The 20,163-nt window shown below is 32.0% G+C and carries 21 protein-coding genes; 18 read left to right on the top strand and 3 right to left on the bottom strand.

Annotated features, from left to right (window positions below):
- Positions 1–83: 83 nt before the first annotated feature.
- From IAI10_RS02565 to IAI10_RS24625, 5 genes are all read left to right on the top strand, one after another.
- Complete coding sequence (locus IAI10_RS02565) at positions 84–692, top strand: hypothetical protein (RefSeq protein WP_315671728.1); 609 nt, start codon at positions 84–86, stop codon at positions 690–692.
- A gap of 511 nt (positions 693–1,203) precedes the next feature.
- Positions 1,204–2,265, top strand: a complete 1,062-nt coding sequence (locus IAI10_RS02560) for a PDDEXK nuclease domain-containing protein (protein WP_315671727.1) — start codon at positions 1,204–1,206, stop codon at positions 2,263–2,265.
- A gap of 341 nt (positions 2,266–2,606) precedes the next feature.
- Complete coding sequence (locus tag IAI10_RS02555; protein ID WP_315671726.1) at positions 2,607–3,146, top strand: hypothetical protein; 540 nt, start codon at positions 2,607–2,609, stop codon at positions 3,144–3,146.
- Between the two features lie 248 nt (positions 3,147–3,394).
- Positions 3,395–3,568, top strand: a complete 174-nt coding sequence (locus tag IAI10_RS02550; protein WP_315671725.1) for a hypothetical protein — start codon at positions 3,395–3,397, stop codon at positions 3,566–3,568.
- Positions 3,569–3,571: 3 nt separating this feature from the next.
- Positions 3,572–3,700 carry an IS3 family transposase gene (locus tag IAI10_RS24625; protein WP_396334333.1) on the top strand — a complete coding sequence of 43 codons (129 nt, stop codon included), beginning with the start codon at positions 3,572–3,574 and terminating at the stop codon, positions 3,698–3,700.
- Here IAI10_RS24625 and IAI10_RS02545 read toward each other — a convergent pair.
- Positions 3,669–4,259 (bottom strand): DUF1349 domain-containing protein, encoded by a 591-nt coding sequence (locus IAI10_RS02545; RefSeq protein ID WP_396334332.1) that lies wholly within the window; start codon positions 4,257–4,259, stop codon positions 3,669–3,671. The two genes, IAI10_RS24625 and IAI10_RS02545, sit on opposite strands and share 32 nt — an antisense overlap.
- A 325-nt stretch (positions 4,260–4,584) precedes the next feature.
- Between IAI10_RS02545 and IAI10_RS02540 the strand changes: the two genes are divergently transcribed.
- The 3 genes from IAI10_RS02540 (at position 4,585) to IAI10_RS02530 (ending at position 7,407) form a co-directional block, all read left to right on the top strand.
- A complete protein-coding gene (locus tag IAI10_RS02540) occupies positions 4,585–5,097 on the top strand; it encodes a hypothetical protein (protein ID WP_315671724.1) in 513 nt (170 codons plus the stop codon).
- 322 nt (positions 5,098–5,419) lie between these two features.
- On the top strand, positions 5,420–5,770 hold the full coding sequence (locus IAI10_RS02535; RefSeq protein WP_315671723.1) for a HEPN domain-containing protein: 351 nt from the start codon (positions 5,420–5,422) through the stop codon (positions 5,768–5,770).
- A 317-nt stretch (positions 5,771–6,087) separates the two neighbouring features.
- Entirely contained in the window at positions 6,088–7,407 is a 1,320-nt protein-coding gene (locus IAI10_RS02530) for a methyl-accepting chemotaxis protein (RefSeq protein WP_315671722.1), read from the top strand.
- Positions 7,408–7,483: 76 nt separating this feature from the next.
- Here IAI10_RS02530 and IAI10_RS02525 read toward each other — a convergent pair whose 3' ends face one another.
- Entirely contained in the window at positions 7,484–8,497 is a 1,014-nt protein-coding gene (locus tag IAI10_RS02525) for a hypothetical protein (protein ID WP_315671721.1), read from the bottom strand.
- A 403-nt stretch (positions 8,498–8,900) separates the two neighbouring features.
- Here IAI10_RS02525 and IAI10_RS02520 point away from each other — a divergent pair, with 403 nt between their 5' ends.
- From IAI10_RS02520 to IAI10_RS02500, 5 genes are all read left to right on the top strand, one after another.
- Complete coding sequence (locus tag IAI10_RS02520; protein WP_315671720.1) at positions 8,901–9,683, top strand: alpha/beta hydrolase family protein; 783 nt, start codon at positions 8,901–8,903, stop codon at positions 9,681–9,683.
- Between the two features lie 122 nt (positions 9,684–9,805).
- Complete coding sequence (locus IAI10_RS02515; RefSeq protein WP_315671719.1) at positions 9,806–10,765, top strand: DUF2971 domain-containing protein; 960 nt, start codon at positions 9,806–9,808, stop codon at positions 10,763–10,765.
- Positions 10,766–10,812: 47 nt separating this feature from the next.
- The gene (locus IAI10_RS02510; RefSeq protein ID WP_315671718.1) at positions 10,813–10,995 is read left to right on the top strand and encodes a hypothetical protein; all 183 of its coding nucleotides are present in this window, start codon (positions 10,813–10,815) and stop codon (positions 10,993–10,995) included.
- Positions 10,996–11,011: 16 nt separating this feature from the next.
- Complete coding sequence (locus IAI10_RS02505; RefSeq protein WP_315671717.1) at positions 11,012–11,224, top strand: DUF3006 domain-containing protein; 213 nt, start codon at positions 11,012–11,014, stop codon at positions 11,222–11,224.
- 95 nt (positions 11,225–11,319) lie between these two features.
- The gene (locus tag IAI10_RS02500; protein ID WP_315671716.1) at positions 11,320–11,523 is read left to right on the top strand and encodes a hypothetical protein; all 204 of its coding nucleotides are present in this window, start codon (positions 11,320–11,322) and stop codon (positions 11,521–11,523) included.
- Between the two features lie 21 nt (positions 11,524–11,544).
- On the opposite strand, the gene IAI10_RS02495 is transcribed toward IAI10_RS02500, so the two are convergent.
- Positions 11,545–13,140: a glycoside hydrolase family 9 protein gene (locus IAI10_RS02495; protein ID WP_315671715.1), complete on the bottom strand. Its 1,596-nt coding sequence runs from the start codon at positions 13,138–13,140 to the stop codon at positions 11,545–11,547.
- Positions 13,141–13,408: 268 nt separating this feature from the next.
- Between IAI10_RS02495 and IAI10_RS02490 the strand changes: the two genes are divergently transcribed.
- From IAI10_RS02490 to IAI10_RS02470, 5 genes are all read left to right on the top strand, one after another.
- Positions 13,409–14,719 (top strand): extracellular solute-binding protein, encoded by a 1,311-nt coding sequence (locus IAI10_RS02490; RefSeq protein WP_315671714.1) that lies wholly within the window; start codon positions 13,409–13,411, stop codon positions 14,717–14,719.
- The gene (locus tag IAI10_RS02485; protein ID WP_315671713.1) at positions 14,716–16,497 is read left to right on the top strand and encodes a sensor histidine kinase; all 1,782 of its coding nucleotides are present in this window, start codon (positions 14,716–14,718) and stop codon (positions 16,495–16,497) included. Before IAI10_RS02490 ends, IAI10_RS02485 begins: the two co-directional genes overlap by 4 nt.
- Positions 16,490–17,728, top strand: a complete 1,239-nt coding sequence (locus tag IAI10_RS02480) for a response regulator (RefSeq protein ID WP_315671712.1) — start codon at positions 16,490–16,492, stop codon at positions 17,726–17,728. Before IAI10_RS02485 ends, IAI10_RS02480 begins: the two co-directional genes overlap by 8 nt.
- A 139-nt stretch (positions 17,729–17,867) precedes the next feature.
- On the top strand, positions 17,868–19,199 hold the full coding sequence (locus tag IAI10_RS02475) for an extracellular solute-binding protein (protein WP_315671711.1): 1,332 nt from the start codon (positions 17,868–17,870) through the stop codon (positions 19,197–19,199).
- Positions 19,200–19,262: 63 nt separating this feature from the next.
- On the top strand, positions 19,263–20,162 hold the full coding sequence (locus tag IAI10_RS02470) for a sugar ABC transporter permease (RefSeq protein WP_315671710.1): 900 nt from the start codon (positions 19,263–19,265) through the stop codon (positions 20,160–20,162).
- Position 20,163: the final 1 nt, after the last annotated feature.

Genomic DNA, 20,163 nt, shown 5'->3' with positions numbered 1-20,163 from the left:
TTGAGCATACTAATAAAATAGCAAATTATGCAGGAAAATCCTTTTTAGTGTAGAAATAGTGTACTAGAAAGGTGAGTGGTAGGATGAAATATTTAAAAATTAAAAAAAGGTTATTATTTGGAATTATAATAATTATTTTTTTTATCATAGGGATTTTCGTAGGTAGTTATTTGACCAAAATCAATAATACATTTGGCATATTCTTAATAAATAATAGATCTAATATTGTTATTGGTATAATTACCGGAATAGTATCAAGCACTATTATGGCTATAGGCTTTTATTTTAAATCAATATTTGATGAAGCAGATATTTTTTGTAGAAATTTATTGAATCAATTAATGATAATGGATATATTATTATCAAAATTTGATAGACAATCTAAATCCATGGATAAAGAAATTTATATTATTTGTCATGAAGTGATAGTTAAACAGGGCAGATATGAGAAATATATTAAAGACAAAACTCTGAGAAATTCAGTTATTGAAATAGGACAGCTAATGAAAGAGATACGAACAAAGATAAGTCAAATAGTGGTAACTAATGAGTTTGCATATAAGCAAAAGGACAAATTTGACATTAACAGTTTGATGTCAAAAGAATATAAAATAAAACTAGAGGGATATTATAAAGAATTGGATGACTTACAATCAAGAATTAAAGAATATCACCATAAATTATTTTCATAAAAGAAGGATGAAAAAAAGCTTTTATTTGATTTATACCAATGTATTCTATAGAAGATAAATAATAAACTGCAAATAAAATTGTATTATCTGAAACCATAAAAAAATAAATTTTATTGGGTACTATTTGGGTACTACTAAACAAAAAAAGTACCCATTTTCGCTACAAGACACATTAACCTTAAATGATGAAACTAAGGTATAATGCCATTTTGAACAGCATGATAAAAATAAAAACAGGCAGAAAAACGCACTCCAAAACCGTAGGTTGCGGGTTCGATCCCTGCTGCCCCTGCCAAGTAAAAAACTAGTAGAATGGATGGTTCTACTAGTTTTTTTACTTTATACATAATTTTTTAGCATCATAATAACAAAATAAAATTGTTGTTAGTGCATTAGTTGAATATGTAATATAAGATGGTATAATAATATAAAATATATAGAAACGTTTCTATTACTAAAGCCTGTTCAATATTATATTTATTATTTTTTATAGCAAAAAAGAAGGTGTATTATGGCTAATGAAATTATAAATTCTGATAATGGGATAGCTTCTCTTTATAATAATGTATCTTCCCTTATAGAAACAACTAAAGAAAGAGTATATCATTCTGTAAACTCTGAATTAGTATTACTTTACTGGAATATAGGTATGACTATAAAAGAAGATATAATTAAAGTTGAAAGGGCTGGTTACGGTGAAAAAATAGTTGCTGATTTGGCTAAAGAGTTATCTGAGCAATATGGCAGAGGATATAGCAGAAGTAATCTTTTTAGAATGGTTCAGTTCTATGAAGTTTTTCCAAAAAGTGAAATTGTCGCTACACTGTCACAACAATTAACATGGTCACATATTAAAGAAATTATATCAATTAAAGACGAGCTAAAAAGAGAATTCTATGCAACCATGTGTAGTAGTGAAAGATGGAGTGTAAGAGTCTTAAGGGATAGGATAAGCTCCATGATGTATGAGAGAACTGCTATTTCTAAGAAGCCTGAACTCACTATTATGAATGATTTGAAGCTTCTTAGAGAAGAAAATAAAATGACTCCGGACCTATTTTTTAAAGACCCTTATGTGCTAGATTTTCTTGGACTTGAAGATACATATAGTGAAAAAGATTTAGAAAATGCAATACTTGGAGAACTTGAAAAATTCATATTAGAAATGGGTATAGATTTTGCTTTCTTAGGCAGGCAAAAGAGAATCACAGTGGATAACAGAGATTATTATATAGACTTGCTTTTCTATCATAGAAGAATGAAGCGGCTTGTAGTTATTGAACTTAAGCTTGAGGATTTCAAACCGGAGCATAAGGGTCAGGTTGAGCTTTATTTAAGATGGTTAAATAAGTATGAAAGAATGGAGGGAGAAGAAAGTCCTCTTGCTATAATATTATGTGCTGAGAAATCCAGTGAGACTATTGAACTTTTAGAGCTAGGTAATAGTGGTATACATGTAGCTCAGTACTTAACTCAAATGCCACCTAAGGAAGTTCTTGAAGAAAAGCTTCATAAAGCTATTCAAAAAGCTAAATTACAGCTTGAACAAAGAATACAAAACAGTAACAGCTAACGAGATACTAAACTTCTCGATAGTTCATTATTAAACCTTTAAAAGGTTTTCAAAACTGTAGGTTGGGGGTTCGATCCCTGCTGCCCCTGCCAAAAACGTTGGAAACAGAAGGTTTACAGAAATGTGAAACTTCTGTTTTTTATTTTTTCCCACATTAGTTTTAAATGGGCATAAAAACTTATGCAAATAAATCATTTATTCTACAATTAATATAATAAAAAAAGCAATTAACCTATACGATTGAAACATGATATAATTTTCATTAGCTAGAAGGTATTGTGAGATAAATTAGACAGAGATGTTTCAAAGTAATATTAGAATAGATACTGGAGGTGAATTTTGTGGGAGTAAAAACAATAAACTTTGAAGTGAAGCATTTCCCAGGGGCAAGGGTAATAGGTAAAAGTGTCCAAGTTAAGGTCGAAACAACATTAGAGGATTCAACCGTTAATGATTTATTAGAACTTATGGTCAATAATGGTGCTTATGATTACCTGTTTAGCCTTAAGGGAACATTTAGCAACCATCGTGATACGGTGGGTTGGCAAGGCGAGTATAATTTTGGTGATGCTGTATATACATACATGGCAGGTGTCCTATTTAAGTCAGGCGCTATTGTACCTGATGGTTACGAGTATAAAGATATAGATGCTTGTGATATGGCTGTTGCATGGATTGAAGATAGCGATGATGAATGTGGTGATTTGTTTGCAGACGCTTCAGACTGTTTAGCAAAAGAAAGAGATGCCCATGGCTATCAATATGATGATTCCAATGGACTATTTGAAATGGAATATTATTCGGAAGAAAGGTTTTATAATCAAAAAAACAAAGGTAGAAAAGTTATTTTAGATTTCTATTCACCATGCAAGAAAGTTTAATGAATTGTCAAAGTAAATATCTTTTAATAGTGATTTCCCTATTTCCTAAATTTAAAATAAATATTATATGGAAACGTGCAAGGGACTACTTGGAAGCAATTTAACTTTTAAGTTAAGTGGTATAGGAATAAGATTGCTTTGTGCTACTACTGCCAATAGATGGAGCTGCATATAATGCAGAAATGTATGTGAAATTGTGGCATATATAGTCAAATCTGATGTATAATTAACATTAGGAGGTGAATATTGTGGACGAAGAAATTAAGGAAACAACCGAAAAGAAATGTCCATATTGCGGGAGCGCGGATATTGAAATAATGGAAACATCACACAAAACTATAGGCTTTGTATGGAAATATGGTTGTGAGTGTAAAGTGTGTAAAAAAGAATTTAGCTTTGTAGATTTAAACAAGAATATATAAGTCATGGAAAATGATAATCGTATTAAGATCAGATTAAAAGGACTGAGTCCTGTTCAATACAGGATCCAGTCCCTGAAAATAGACAGAGCAGAATCTAAATCTAGACGTGAGCTTTCCATTGGCATTCAGTGATACTGAAATTGGTAAAACGGGCCTTGAATGATGATTCCACTGGGCTGCAAGCATAGATGCCGAATTTAATCTTCCCGGCTCCATCCCACAAGTGGCAGATGCGCATTTGCTTGAACGCAACACCATCTGTACTGCATTCAATGCAATAGTCGCTTTCTCTGCGGCTCAAGCGGTACCACATTTCCTTGACTTCAGAAGATATGTCTGTTGTCGCCCAATCAGAATATCCATGATTTGTTACAACGCTACCCAAACGCTGATAATTTTCATTTTCGTACTCAATGGATGCTTTCAGCCAGTTTTCACTGTCCAAGTATAGGACTATACCGCACTGGTCAAAACGATGTTTGCTTTCAAAAGAAGTTTTCACCACAAAGGAAAAATATCGTTCTTCCGTTTCCATCTGTAACACTGGAGCATTGTCATTCTGGAAACCATAGTAAGTACGCTGCCACAGATCTGTATTGGGAATGGTTTGTATCTCCACAAGGTCTTTCTTTATAGAGAAGCTATTTGGCTGTCGTGTCCACACGAAGTGTTTTAGGTCTATAAGTCCCATAGTATTATTCCTCCATAAATTTATTATTTATTGCTCTATTAGATTATATAAATTTCCTAATGAACAATATTTTACCACTATGAATTAATTTAAAAATAATTATAACACATTTGATATATATTTAATACTGATTTAAAATGAGCTAGCAATAATTCTATGATTTACATATATAAATTAAATGATAAAATATATGGTATAATTGTGCGCGATTTAATTTAGAATCATAGAAAATAACCCAATAGAAGTTATTTGTTTATTACATGGTAAATAGTAGTTTGTTTAGCGCATATGAACTTTAGATTGTTTTATAATGCAGGAGGTTAGCATGAAAAGATTGATTACAGAGGCTTTGCGAAATCAGTTTGACTCCACATTTCACATGGCACGTGTCCTTGTAAAAGTTTGCCCAAAGGAAATCTGGGCTGAATCATATAATGAGGTACCCTTTTGGCAGCAGGTTTTTCATTATGTTTATTTTATTGATTTCTGGATGCGTGAAAGTTACGATGACAGCGAATGGCGTACAATGGTTTTTGATAATGATTATACTACTGATTTGTATGCTGACACCTATGAAGGATTATTTATATCACAAGATAAAATGCTAGAGTATCTTGATGCAATTCAAACAAAAACTACTTGCATATTTGATGATTTAAATGATGAAAAATTAAGCACTTCAATTTATAACAATAATCCAGAATATACTTATGTGGATGTAATTGTGGGGCAAATAAGACATATAATGTATAACATTGGCTATCTAAATGGCGTATTGCGAGAGTTGGGATTGCCAGAATCGGACTGGTATGCTTATAATGAGCCAGAAGGTTCTTGATTATATCATACAATGCAAACATAATATGGAATCAGTAAATTTCAGTTTAAGGATAAAGAGTAATTTTAAAAAATAAGTTGAAATACACTTTAAAGCATTATAAATAAAAATGAATAATCATCATACGTCATATTCAGCGATGAATCTTGAGGCGTTTTTAGTTCAAGTATAGGAAAGTATATGAGAACGAGCCCGACAGGGTTCATTTTCTCCAGCCTTAAGAAGAATGTTAAATAATGTTGGCAGTTTAATTGATGAACTAGAAAACTAGATATCTTGATATCGCGATAACTAGTTTTCTAGTTTAAGTGGCTTGAAATCTTTGATATTATCTATTGGAATAATACCAATTATTTTCATTGGTGTTTTTATTTCAGAAGTTGATACTATAAAATATAAAGAATGGTTTGAAACTGCAAAAAAAGACTTAAAAGGAGCCAAAATTCTTTATGAACATGATGCAGACTATAGTTTAGTATTGTTTCATCTTCAACAAGCAGTAGAAAAGTACCTAAAAGGATATTTAATTTTAAAAACAGGTATGCTACAAGAAGGTCACAGCTTAATTAGGCTTTGTAAAAAAGCAACTATTTATAATAATGATTTTAGAAAATTTATTAAAGATTGTGCTTTTTTAAATGGATATTACATAGAAACAAGATATCCAACGTAAGATGCATTAGTTGCAGAAAATGAAGATGTAAAAGATGGTTTGAAATTTACTGAAGAGATAATAGAATTTATTGAAAAAGTAATAGAATAAAATAACACAACATACATTTATTAAACGAAATAAAATATAGAAATTTAATAAAAAAAAGATATTTTATTGAATAAAATATTATTATAATGCAGGAAAAAAATAATATTTGTAGAAATATGTATATATGTTGTCTTTTTGTACAGGTATATCAAAAAATTGATTAAAATTAAACGTATGTAAGCAAAGGGCATTTTAAAATCAGTATTATGCAAGGAGAGAGGACATATATGAAGAAAATTTCTAGTAAAATCATAATCATTTCACTAATTAACTCATTGATTGTGGCCATTGTAAATGTCTCTGCGTCACTTATAATGAATAGCACAAGATCTACTTCAGATGGAGCACACGCACCTGGTGGCGGTGGTCTTAGAGGAATTATTCCACCTACTACAGAATTAATTGGACTTGGGATTTCTTTAGTTATAGGAGTGATAATATCATATATTTTGGGTAGATTTATTTCAGCACCTTTAAAAATGATAACAGATATAACAAAGACAACTGCTAAATTAGATCTTGTAGATAATAAAGCTTTTGATGTAACCTTAAAGTATAAAGACGAATCCGGAGATATGGCAAAAGCACTTGCTGAAACTAGAAAGATTTTGAGAGAGATGGTAGTGAAATTACAAGGAATTTCATCTACGGTATCCTCACATTCAGCTAATCTTACTAAGGTTACAGACGAAAATGTGAAAACAAATTCACAGGTAGTAGCAACAATAAATGAGTTAGCAGATGGAAACACAAATCAGGCACAGGCAGTAAATGCTATTAATTCAACTATGGCTGAGGTTGTTAAGCTTATTGAAAATATAACAGACGAAGTCTCAATGGGAGCTGAAAATGCAGTAAATTCTCTTGAGTCAATAACAGAAGGACAAAACGCTGTAGATATGCAGTCAAAGAAAATGGATGAAAATATTACTATTTCTCAAGAGGTTAATTCTTCAATAAAAGAGCTTAGCAAGAATGTAGAACAAGTAGCAGATATAATTAATGTTATAACCTCCATAGCAGATCAAACTAATTTATTGGCTCTTAATGCAGCTATAGAAGCTGCTAGAGCAGGTGAAGCTGGAAAGGGTTTTGCAGTAGTAGCAGATGAAATAAGAAACTTGGCAGAAGAATCATCAAATGCAGCAAATAAAATTACAGAAATTATAAATAATACTACAGAAAAGACAAGCTTATCGGTAGCAAATATAAGTAAAGCTGCATTGATAGTAGAGCAGCAAAAAGAAGCATTAAAAATTAATCAGGAAGCCTTTCAAAAGATTAAGAACTCTTATGACAGCATAGTTGATGGCTTTAAAAACACTGCAGCTGCTATGAAAACTGTAAATGATAAATCAAAGGAGATATTTGTACAGACTCAGGAAGTATCAGCTATAGCTCAAGAGTCCGCTGCAAGTACAGAACAAATATCCTCTGCAGCTGAAGAAGAACTAGCTTCAATAGAATTAATTGCAGAGTCCTCCAAGGAATTGGATTCATTAGCAGAAGAATTAAGCTCTGAAATTTACAAATTTAAAGTCAGCTAGTGACGTTATAATGCACAATAAAAATGCACGTATGATAAAAATACGTGCATTTTTGTATAATTTAAACTTATATTACTTAATTCAAATTGCTTTTAGCATATTTTATCACGGAGTTTATATCTTTATTGCTGGAGGAATTGTTAAGCTTGGTGTCCAGGGCTTCATTGTTAGCAAAGGAAGTGCCGTGTTGAAAATATATGCTGCTGATAGTTTTAGTTGAACCATTGATTGTGTAATCAGTAATTATTATCACATCTTTTAACCCATCATTGTTTACATCTGAAAAGGATACGGCGCTTATATCTTTAAAGGCACCCTTTGAATTTCCGTAAAAATCAGGGAATTTATATATGACATTGCTATTTGAATCTAATAGATAAAAGGCTGCAGCTTGGGTAGAATTTTCTCTTTTAAGTCCAGATATAAATTTTACTGTACCAAAATTTTCTAGTTTTACTGAAAAGCACTGCTTATCAATCACCACTAGCCCTCCATCTTTAAGGCTGGTTAAGGTTTGGCTAGAAGAAGTTTTATTACTGTTTACAAGAGTAAAGGTTCCTTCACCTATTCCCCATAAATTATCTTTGCTGCTTTTATCGCTGTATTTTATGGTCAAGGTCATTTTATCATCATTAAAATTCATTTGTATGGTTCCGCTATGCTCCCAGCCATCTTCGTCAAAGTTATATGAAAATTTATTGTTTTCAATTTTACCTTTAATATCAACATTGGAAATATGTGTAGCGTTCTCAGTAGAGTCGCTCAGGGTGCCAGTGAGGTTGCCTGCTTTATCAACCTTTATTGTGGCAGAAAGACCGTATTTATAATCATTTTTTAAGCTATTCTCTGTGACCCAGTTGCCGCTATATTTTGAGTAATCTGCTGAACTAGTTACATTAGCTGTAGAAGTAGAGCTGCTGGAATCACTAGCTTTTTCGGTACTGTTATCAGCACTTTGGGAGGTGCCGGAATCCGCTGACTGACTTGTTGTATTATTAGTTACAGTAGGTTTAGTTGTGGATTGCTTACTAGAACAGCCTGCTGCTAAAATTGTTGTAGAAATTAGTATAGCTAATATTATTTTTTTCATAAATTTTATCTCTCCCTACTTTAATTAATTGTATGAAATATTATTATATAGTAATAAAATGTTATATATAATATATACGATTTAGTATAATAATGGTATAAGCTACAATAACAATTATAACTTAAAAATATGGTCTATTGTTAACAAATATTTTTTATTTATGTCAACATTCTGCCACAATACTTATATAATATATAACCATAGCAAGAAAATATACCCCTAAAAATAAAAACACAGAAAAGCAGTTGAATTAAAAATTTGGCTGTTTTTCTGCTTTTTGAAGTAGCAGCATTAAGAATTATTTGTTAATTTGTAGAAATATGACTTTAGTTTATAAAAGTAATTGTATTATAATAACTGTAGGTAAAAGAATTTTTGTATAATATAAGGAGGATGGAGTAAAATGGCATTAATTAATTGTGACTTTTTTTCAGAAGTATTAGATATTTCAACTTCAATTTCTGTGATACTTCCTCAGAATACTATAGGACAAATAGGTATGAAGGGATCTATAAAAAAAGAAAAATATCCTGTTTTATATCTTTTGCATGGCTTATCAGATGATCATACTATATGGTGCAGAAGAACTTCTATTGAAAGGTATGTAGCAGACCTTGGCATTGCAGTGGTAATGCCTTGTGGCGGTAGAAGCTACTATACAGATATGGAGCATGGATATAAGTATTTTACATATATTACGGAAGAATTGCCTCAGATTGTTGAGAACTTTTTTCCAATATCAGAAAAGAGAGAAGATAATTTTATAGCAGGTCTTTCTATGGGAGGATATGGAGCACTTAAAGCAGCTTTTAATTGTCCAGATAAATATGCTGCTGCAGCAAGTCTTTCAGGAGCAGTTGACATATTGGAAAGGTTAAAGGATAGTGCATCCATGAATAGCGAGGAAATGCATAATATATTTGGAGATTTTGATAAGGTTAAAAACAGTAAGAATGATTTGTTTTACATGGCATCCGAATTATCAAAATCTAGCGGCAATAAGCCTAAAATATATAGCTGCTGTGGTACTGAGGATTTTCTGTATGAGAACAACATAAAATTTAGAGATCATATGAAAAGTTTAAAATTTGATTATACTTATGAGGAGGAAGGAGGCACCCATGAGTGGGGCTTCTGGGATAAGAAAATACAAAGTGTGCTGAATTGGCTTCCTGTAAACAAATAATGCTTTAGGTAATTAATAATTTCAATACCTGTGTTAAGTATTAAATAAAATAAATTCATGTGCGTAAAGTGCATGAATTTATTTGTTTTGTGGATAAAATAACACATAGGGAGGGTGAAATTATGGCGACTAAGGATATGAAAAGAGCTTTTAAAAAGCTTTACGAGGAAAGATTAAATATAGATAGAAAATATGACAATAAATATTTGTATCATTTTACCACCTATGAGGCGATTACAAATATATTTAAGGGTGGGAGCATATATGTGGGAAGAGCGCATGATATGCAAGATAAGGAGGAAATAAAATATTGCTATAATATTGCAGAAAGCATACTGGAGAGTTATCCTTATGATAAGGAATTTATAAATTTAGTACTTTCAAGAATTAAAGACGATAATTTAATATTTAATGAAATGAGACATTATATTTTAAGCTTTTCAAAAAATGAAGATAATTTTTCCACTTGGAAAAATTATTCTAAATCCCATGGAGTGATAATAAAGGTTCTGTATGAAAATGTTAAAAATATAAATAATAATCTATATTTCAAAAACTGCCATGGGAAAGTGATAAACTTCAATGAAACTCCTTTAAATTGCAGCATATATGGCGACTTTGGAAATGTGGTTTATGAAATAAAAAAACAGGAAAGAATTTTAAGAGAAGAAATTGATAAATTTTATATTTTTTATAAGCAATACAGCACTAGTCAATATAGGGAATACTTTAAAAATTTATTTAACTTGCTTGTATTCAGAATAAAGCTAATATCTCCTTATTTTAAAAATGCGTCCTACGAGAATGAAGATGAATTTAGGTTAGTATACACTTTGTATGGTAATGATCATTCAGACGCTGGAATTGAAATAAATAGGGGCTTTGAAGGAAAAAAGAAAAGCTATATAGAATTAGTATTTCACGATTTAAAGCAAGCTCATATTGACAACATATTAGGAATAGAGGAAATACTTTTGAGTGAAGATGAATACCAAATTAGAAATAAAAATATTAAAGAAATATTAAAGCATTCAGAATATAAAAATTATATAAAAATAAAGGAAAAAATATTTTTAAATTAGGCATATTTGTATATAAACCTCATATATAATATGGGGGTGAATATGTGTTGGATAAAATAGTCATAAAGCTTGCAGATGGAAATACCTTTAAGGGAGAGCTTGTAAAAATAGATGAAAGTGAAATTGTAATTAAAGACGTTAAATATAAAAATGTAGTTTCAGAATCGAAAATACATAGAGAAGTGCATGTGATGAAAGTACATATAGTATATTATTATATTGATGAATAGATGGAGGATTTACAAAATGCTAGTGGTTATAGATAGATTTGAAGGAGATTTTGCGGTGTGCGAAAAACCAGATAAAACAACTTTAAATATACATACAAGCAAAATGCCAAAGGGATGCAAAGAAGGAGACGTTATTAATATTAAAGGAAGTCAGATAAATATAGATGTAAATGAAACTGAAAGAAGAAAATATGAAATTGATAAAATAACTAAAGATATATGGGAATAATTTTAAAATTGTTAATAATGTAAAAATTCTGTGTACTAAAAAGACTTAACTGTATATTATGTTATAATATAATTATAAATATTCTGGAGGCGGTTATGGAGTATAGAGGATTTAACATCGAGGTAGTAGCTAACAGCGATGAGGATAGTTATCCCTACATCGTAACAGCTATAAAAGGTATTGAAACAATAGAAAAAAGAGGCCATGATAAGGAAAAGCTAATAGCCATAATAAAAAGCACTATAGACTTCACATCTAATGTAGATGAATATATGGAGATAAGCCACCCAATAAGATAATGGGTGGCTTATTTTCCATAATTATTTGTCAAACCAGCCAGAGAGAAAAATCACAGGACTATTCCAGTATATAGCTATTTCATTAGTGGCATAACTTTCATCGTTATCAATAAATGCCTTTGCAGGTGGAACATGGCTTGGAATTAATTCCTTTGCTGCAGGGTCACTTCTTCCTAAGTCTGGTCCACCGGAAACCAAGCCTGGTACAGGTGCATCTACTTTGTCAGCCACAGAGGGTCTGTGGTGAGGATGCATAATGCTATTTGTACCAACTCCTGTTATATAACTTATGCCTACAGGATTCGCTCCAAGCATCCAATGAAGGCAGTTTTCCGCTATTTTTTCAAAGGCAGCATCATCAACCAATTTTGAGGCTAAAATAAGAAGCGCAGCTCTGTTTGAGAGAACCATGGTACTTCCCCAAAGATAATCTTCTGGAAGCATAGGAACTTTATATCCGTCATTAAAAGCTATTTCTTTTAGTCGATTTGCCTCTGCAATAAAAGCAGCTTTAAATAAATCTGCAAGTGCTTCATTAGAGTTTTCCATGAATAATATTTCAGCTGCAGCAAAACCACCAACCTTGGACCAGCCAAAGTTAACTCTATCCATGTCCTTATGCTTAAGCATAAATTCCTGCATAAAATTGCTGTACTTTGAATCTAAAGTAGCTCTGTAAAGAGCTGCAGCAGCCCAAAGTCTTTCATCTCTTAAATCATCATCCCCATATTCTCCGGTCACAACACCTACAGGATTTTTGAAAGGTTTATCCTTAGGGTTATTTTCTAACCACTGCCAGCCTTTTAAGGAAGCAGCTAATAATCTTTTAGAGAATTCGGAATCATATTTAGAATAGATTCTTGAGGCCATAGCAGTACAAGCTGTGAAATCAGCAGTGGCTGCAGTAGATACAGGAGTGGCCACCCAGGTATCTAAATCATCCTCAGGCATTATAAAACCAGGAAAGGAAGGAGTAGTTACCTTATGATATAAACCTCCCTCAGAATCTTGCATTTTAAGCATCCATTCTAATTCATAGCGAGCTTCATCTAATAAATTTGGTACAACAAATTTGTCCTCAAAAGCAGAAGGAGCATGTTCATAGGAAAGCAGCATCATAGCTACAGTTACTGCACCTGCTACCACATATTTACCATAATCTCCTGCATCGTGCCATCCGCCGCTTATATCTATAGTTACATCAGGATTTTCATATAAATAAGCTTTAGCAGTATGACATTTTTCATGGAACCACTTTCCAGCTATTTTTTTATCTAAATCAAAACCGCATCTTTGCAGGTATAAGCCTTTAATAAGGGCTTCCTTTGCATAGGTATAAGGCTTGCTGTTAATATTGAAACTATTGGATAAGCATTTTTCATCAGGAATTTCTAAATAATATGTACCTTCTTCCTGGAAATCAGAAAAATTAATAAATCCAACTTCGTCATTGCTTGATAGATCTTTTTTGCCGCTATAGGATATTTCACCCCTATACAATATTTCGTTTTCAGTATTTATTAAATTAAAAGTTTTAGCTGAGCCTAAATAGAATGCAAATTTGTTACCATTTACCCTATAGCCCTGCTGATTTAAATATAATTTTATATCTTTCATGTTTGTCCTCCTTTTAGCACGATTAATTATGAATTATAATATATAATAAAAACGTATTCAATATTATAATTTATAATATTGATTTATGTTAAATTTTTATAGTTAAATATAAAATAAGTAATATTAATAAGCGCTAAACAATAATATATTACTTGGCATTTTATATTTTGCTTGTAATAACTTGAAAAATTTAGTATTTTTTATATTAGAGAGTTTTTTAATTTTGATTTTTAGCAGATATATAATTTTGAGTTTTAGGAGGAGCTATATGGAGTTTAGAAAAACTAGTATAAAGTATATTATTACAGTGACTATATTAGGTGTTCTATCCCTGGTAATGTTTTTTGGGTTTCAAAATAATGTATCAGAAGATGCAAACAAAGATAACCAAAAAGATACCATAGAATTGACATTTTCCAGCAGCTGGGGAGGAATGGATACTAAATCTTTAGCTTTAGAAGATTTTCTTGGAGAATTTGAAAAAGAAAATCCTGGGATAAAGATTGTAAACAGGTCTAAAGGAAATGATGATTTTCTATTTACTCTTAAAACGGATTTTGCTCAAGGAAATGAGCCGGATGTATTCGGATTGTGGCCGGGCTCTGATTTGGATACATTGATTCAGGTAGGAAAAGTCGCAGACCTCACCGAAGCTTTAAATGAGGATGAGACCTGGAAGGAGAGTATTAAGGAAGATACTTGGAGGTATGATACCTCCAATGGCAAAATATACGGCATACCAATGGAAATAATATATGAAGGGTTATTTGTGAATAAAGATGTGTTAGATACCTACAGACTAAAGATACCTAAGACCTTTGAAGAATTAAAAGATGTAGTTAAGAGCCTTAAGTATTATAACATAGATACTCCCATAGCATTTAATTGTACGCCAGAAGGCTCTTATTTATATCAAAATATGGTTATGAAGCTGGGCGGAAAAGAAGATTCTGAAAATCCATATAAAAATGGAAATATTAATTCCTGCTATATTAAGGCTATGGACTATCTGAAAGAGCTTTATGATATAGGCGCTTTTTCAAAGGATGTTTTTACCATGGATGACAAAGCGAGAAACGAAAAGTTTATAAATAAAGAGGCTGCAATGATAGTACAGGGTTCTTGGTTTATAGGAGAAGTGTCCGTAAAGAGAAATGATAATTATGTTGAAATAGTGCCTTTTCCTAGCTTTACAGCTGGAAAGGCTGATGATAGTTCTCTCATATACGGGTTAGGAAATGGAAATTTCCATATAAGCGAAAAGGTATACAAAGACAGCAAAAAAAGGCAGGCGGCCTTAAAGCTTTTAAAATACTTAACATCAAAAGAAGCTGGAGAGAAGCTTGTAAATACTACGGGAAGCATTAGCAGTATAAAAGGGATTAACAGAAATCCCAAAGATATATTGGCTATAAAAGGGGACGACTTAATAAATAATTCTAAGGAATTGGTAGGGCCAATAGATAGTTTTATGAAGAGAAGCTCTTGGGAAAATATTTTAGTGAAAAAAATGCCGGCAATGCTCACTGGAGAGATAACTCCTGAAGAAATTTTTAAGGAAATGGAAGAAAATAAATGAGAGAGTTAATTTTAAGGTTTTATAGAAATATATCGTTAAGAAACAAGCTCCTGCTTTTATTTTGTATACAAATCATAATTCCAATAATATTTATAGGCTATACCTCTTATCATAGATCCTCTATGGTTATAAATGAGAAATCCTTCAACTATTCTCAAGATATATTGAAGATGATTGATATGAGGATTGGGGACTTATGCCATGACATAGACTCTCTTTCCATGCAGATATTATATGATAATAGGATATATGAATTCTTAAAGCAAGGATATAACGGAAAGGACAGTACTTATTATTCTAATTATAATTATACCCAGAATATATTGAGAGATTCAGTGCTTTCTAGGAGTGGAATAGAATCAATATGCATGTATACTCCTAATAATGATTGTGTGTATTTTGATGGTAATACACAAAATACAAGTATCCGCGAAAAACTTCCTTATAATTTTGTGAGAAAAGCTGCTTTATCTGCTAACGGAAATAATTGCTGGGTGCTTTATAAAATTGATAATAGTGACCAAGATATATACGCAGCAAGAATAATTTATAATAGAGATGATTTTAAGCCTATTGGAATGATAGCTATATTAATAAATAGAGAGTATATAAAATCTCTCTATGAGGAACTTTCAAAGGAAGGTACAAACAATATATCAATATTGTCTGCAAATAATGAAGAGATAATAGGAAGTTCAGGTGATAAAACCTATCTTTCCATGGTGAATGAAAAGGGGTATGCAGGAGGGAGCGGTCACTATATAGATAATAAAAATAAGCTTCTAATCTCTTACGTAGTTTTAAATAATCCAGATTGGAGAATAGTTTATCATAGACCGTTAAAAGAAATATATAAAGATATAAATGATTTGAGGATAAAAATAATAATTTTTGTTATATGGTCTATATTGGGCTTATCTCTTCTCAGTCGAATCACTGCTTTTGATATTGTAACTCCCATTGATAATTTAGTAGAGGCCATGAAAAGGGTTGAAAAAGGTGATAGCTATAAGGAAGCTAAAGTAGAAAGAGAGGATGAAATAGGATATCTATTTAGAAGCTTTAATAACATGGCAAAAAGAATTGATTACCTTCTTAACAGCATATATAAGGAGAAAATAACCAGAAAAGATGCAGAGATTAAAGCACTTCAAGCGCAAATTAATCCACATTTTCTTTTTAATACTCTTGAGAATATAAACTGGATGGCACAGTTAAATGGGGTTCCAGAGATAAGCAATACAGTAACGGCCCTTTCAAAGCTCATGGAAGCTAATATGGGAAAAGGGGATAAGCTTGTAAATCTAAGTGAGGAATTTGCTTATGTGGAAAACTATTTTGAAATAATGAAGTACAGATTAGAGGATAGATTGACTATAGAGAAAAATATACAGCAGGAGACTCTGGAAATAAAAATACCCAAGCTTTTGGTGGAGCCTATAGTGGAGAATTCGTTAATCCATGGCATAGAGAATGTAAGAAGACAGGGGAAGGTTGTGCTTAATTCTTTTTTAGACAGCGAAGAGGTAGTAATCGAAGTAATTGATAATGGCATAGGCATGAAGGAAAAAGAGCTGGAAAAATTATTAGAAGATATTGAAGGTGAAGAAAGCAGCACTGTTATAGAGAGAATTGGACTTTCTAATGTAAATAAACGAATAAAGCTCTTCTATGGTGAGAAATATGGTTTAAAGGTACAAAGCGAGTATGATAAGTATACTAAAGTAACTATTAGAATTCCTGCAAATAATATTAAGGGGGATAATTATTATGTTTAAGGTCCTTATAGTAGATGACGAATCCATAATAAGACGAGGTCTTATAAATATTGTGGACTGGGAAGCTATGGAGTGTGAGGTATGTGGAGAAGCTTCAGATGGAGTGGAGGGAATAGAAAAAATAAAACAACTGAAGCCGGACATAATTGTGGCAGATATAAGAATGCCAGGCATTGAAGGCATAGATATGATTAAGCTTACTAAAAATTTTACTCCTCATACTAAAACGATAATATTAACAGGATACAGAGACTTTGAATATATACAGGGAGCGATAAAGATAGGAGCTTTTGATTACATTCTAAAGCCATCTAAGATGGAAGAGATAACTGAAATAGTAAAAAAGGCAGTAGAAAAACTAAAGGAAGAAAAAAGAAGAGAAAAAGAGTTAGAAGAATTGAGACTGAATGCTAAAGAAACAATAACGATCGTAAAAGAAAAACTTCTTTATGACTTAATTTTTCATTTAAATATAAAAGAGAGCAAGACAATAGAAGCCATGAAAAATCATGGGATATGCATAATAAAATATTTGATTGTAAGTGTGGAGGTTTTGGCTGAAGAAAAAGTTATAAAAGACTATGGATACCATAAAGGCATAGTTAATTTTATGCAAGATATATTTGCAGATAATTATGAAATAACCTCAATACCAATGACGGCTAAAAAAGCTCTTTTTCTATTGCAGTATGACTTAGACAGAGAAGATGGAGCTGTTATGAAAGAAGTGAAAGAAAAAACAGAGATATTTAAAAATATGATAAGTCAATATATATCCTCTCCCATTAAAATAAACTGCAGCAGCATAGGAAATGGAGCGGAGACAATAAAAGAAAAGGTACTTGAAATAGTAAATAGTGATTCAAATGCAGGGGCGCGCGATGGTGAGGAGGTGGAAGCTGATATGATGCCTGTTATAATAAGAAAAGCTGTAGAGTATATAAAGGAAAACTACCAAAATCAGATTAATCTTAATGATGTAGCTGAGCATATATTTGTGAGCCCCTTCTACCTCAGCAGGCTATTTACCAAAGAACTCAATAAAAGCTTTGTGGATTTTTTGAATGAATTAAGGATGGAGAAGGCAAAGGAATATTTAAGAAAAGATAATTATAAAGCTTATGAAGTTGCGGAAATGGTGGGAATAAAGGACTCTCATTATTTTTCAAAGCTATTTAAAAGATATACTAGCTATACTCCTTCTGAATATAGAGATAACAATTCAATTTAGGTAAAAAATTTTGCGGTTGCAATGCAAATTATTACACAAGCACTAGACAAAATAGAATACCAAAAAGCAAATCTATCCATTTATTTCAAGTAAACGTTTGTATATTATTAAAGTATAAAATATAAATGGGGGGATAAAGATGAACAACATTAAAAAAATTCTTTGTTTAGTGCTTGGAGCTGCAGTTATATCTTCTGCTTTTGTAGGATGTAAAAGCAGTTCTGATGACAATTCAAAGCAAACCATTTCTCAAAAGGATCCAAAAGACTATAAGGGAGAAATAACCTTCTGGCATTTTAACAAGGACGAAGCACCGGTTCTTGTTAAGCATTTCAATGAAAAGTATCCAAATGTAAAGGTTAAACTTCAAGTAATATCTGACCAGAATCAGGGATATCAGAACAAAATAACAACTACCTTAGCTAGCGGCGGTTCTGGAATGCCTGATGTATATTGTGGAGAATCAGCTTTTGTAAAAAGATTTGTTAATATGGACAATGGATTCGAAGATTTGTCCCAATCACAGTATAAATTGGATGATGTAACTAGTAAAATGGCTAAATATACTGTAGATATCGGTACTGATGACAAAGGAAAGGTTAAAGCTCTCACTTATCAGATAACACCAGGTGGAATAGGCTATAAGAGAGATTTGGCAAAGAAATATTTTGGTACAGACGATCCAGATCAGATAGCTAGCATGATGTCTTCTGTTGATAAGCTTATTGATATGGCGAAACAATTGAAAGAAAAGAGCAACGGAAGTGTTAAGTTCTTCGCTTCAAGACAGGAGATTGAAAGACTTTATATGGGAGCAAGACAGACTGGATGGGTAAAGGACAATAAATTAGTAATAGATCCTATGATGGATAAATATGTAGCTACTGCAAAGATCATGAGAGATGACAAATTAGAAGCTGGCTACGATGCTTGGACACAGCCTTGGACAACAGCTGTAGCTGGAAATGATGTTTTCGCTTATGCTATACCAACTTGGGGAGTAGCTAACATAATCGGTGCAGATGATCCTAATAACAAGGATACAGGAAGATGGGCAATGGCTAAGGCTCCTATCAACTACTTCTGGGGCGGAACTTGGCTTGGAGTTTACAGCAAGAGCAAGAATAAGGACTTAGCTTGGCAGTTTGTTAAAACTATAGTTAGTGACGAAGATAGCTTAAAATCTTGGACTCAACAGACTGGAGACATAATTAATAATACTAAGCTTATTGGTGACTTGGCACAAAATTCAGATATTAATAAAACTACTAACCAAAACTTGAACAAATTCTTCCAGCCGCTTATTTCTGACATAAACGGTACAATATTTACTGAATATGATGATAAGATAACCTCTGATTGGGATGACAACATGGCAACTTATTTATCAGGAAAAATAAGTAAAGATGACATGTACAAGAAATTTAAGGAAAAAGTAAAAGCAGATTTTCCTAAATTAACTGTCGAATAAAAACTTTTTATTACCGCATTAAATGTCTTTTAATGCGGTAATAATTTAATGGAGGTGACTTATATGAAGCTTAAAAACAAAGTAAATAAAAATAATTATGCGTATCTATTTATTGCACCGTACTTTATAGCATTTATGATCTTTGGATTATATCCAATTTTATATACCTTTTATTTGAGTTTAACTGACTGGGATGGCACAGCTTCAACGCCTAAGTTTATACTGTTTGATAATTTTAAAACTCTTATAAGGGATACCACATTTTTTAGCAGTATAGGCAATACAGCTATAATGTGGATAGCTAATATAATTCCCCAGATGATATTTGCGCTATTCTTGGCAGTAGCCTTAACAAATACCAAAATAAAAGGTAAGGAGTTTTTCAGAGGTATATTTTTCCTGCCTAATCTAGTAACTGTAGCATCAGTAGCTGTTCTATTCAGGTTTATCATGGATTGGCAGACGGGAGCTTTAAACAGAATACTGATGTCCTTGAAAATATTGAATCAGCCTGTAGAATGGCTTCAGAGTATCACAGCTACACGAGGAGGAGTATCTTTTATAAATTGGTGGATGTGGTTTGGCTATACCATGATAATAATAATTGCAGGTATAAAAGCTATACCTGATGATGTGCTGGAGGCAGCTATAGTAGATGGAGCTAATAAATGGCAAAGCTTTTGGAATATTACGCTTCCTCTAATAAGACCAACAATGCTATATACAGTCATAACTTCTTTGATCGGAGGAATGACCATGTTTGATGTCCCTTTCCTGCTTACCAACGGTGATGGTTCTCCGCAAGGATCTATTTTAACTATGGTAATGTATCAATATAATACAGCCTTTAGAACCTATAACTTTGGTTATGGTGCCACTATAGGAACAGGACTATTTATACTTCTTGCGGTGGTAGTATTTATAGCATACAAAATGATGAATAGAAAACCAGTTTATGATTAGA

Source organism: Clostridium sp. 19966 (assembly GCF_032335695.1).
Taxonomy (GTDB): domain Bacteria; phylum Bacillota; class Clostridia; order Clostridiales; family Clostridiaceae; genus JACTOJ01.
Note: the sequence above shows the minus strand (reverse complement) of the source record. Positions and strands in the feature narration are given on the sequence as shown.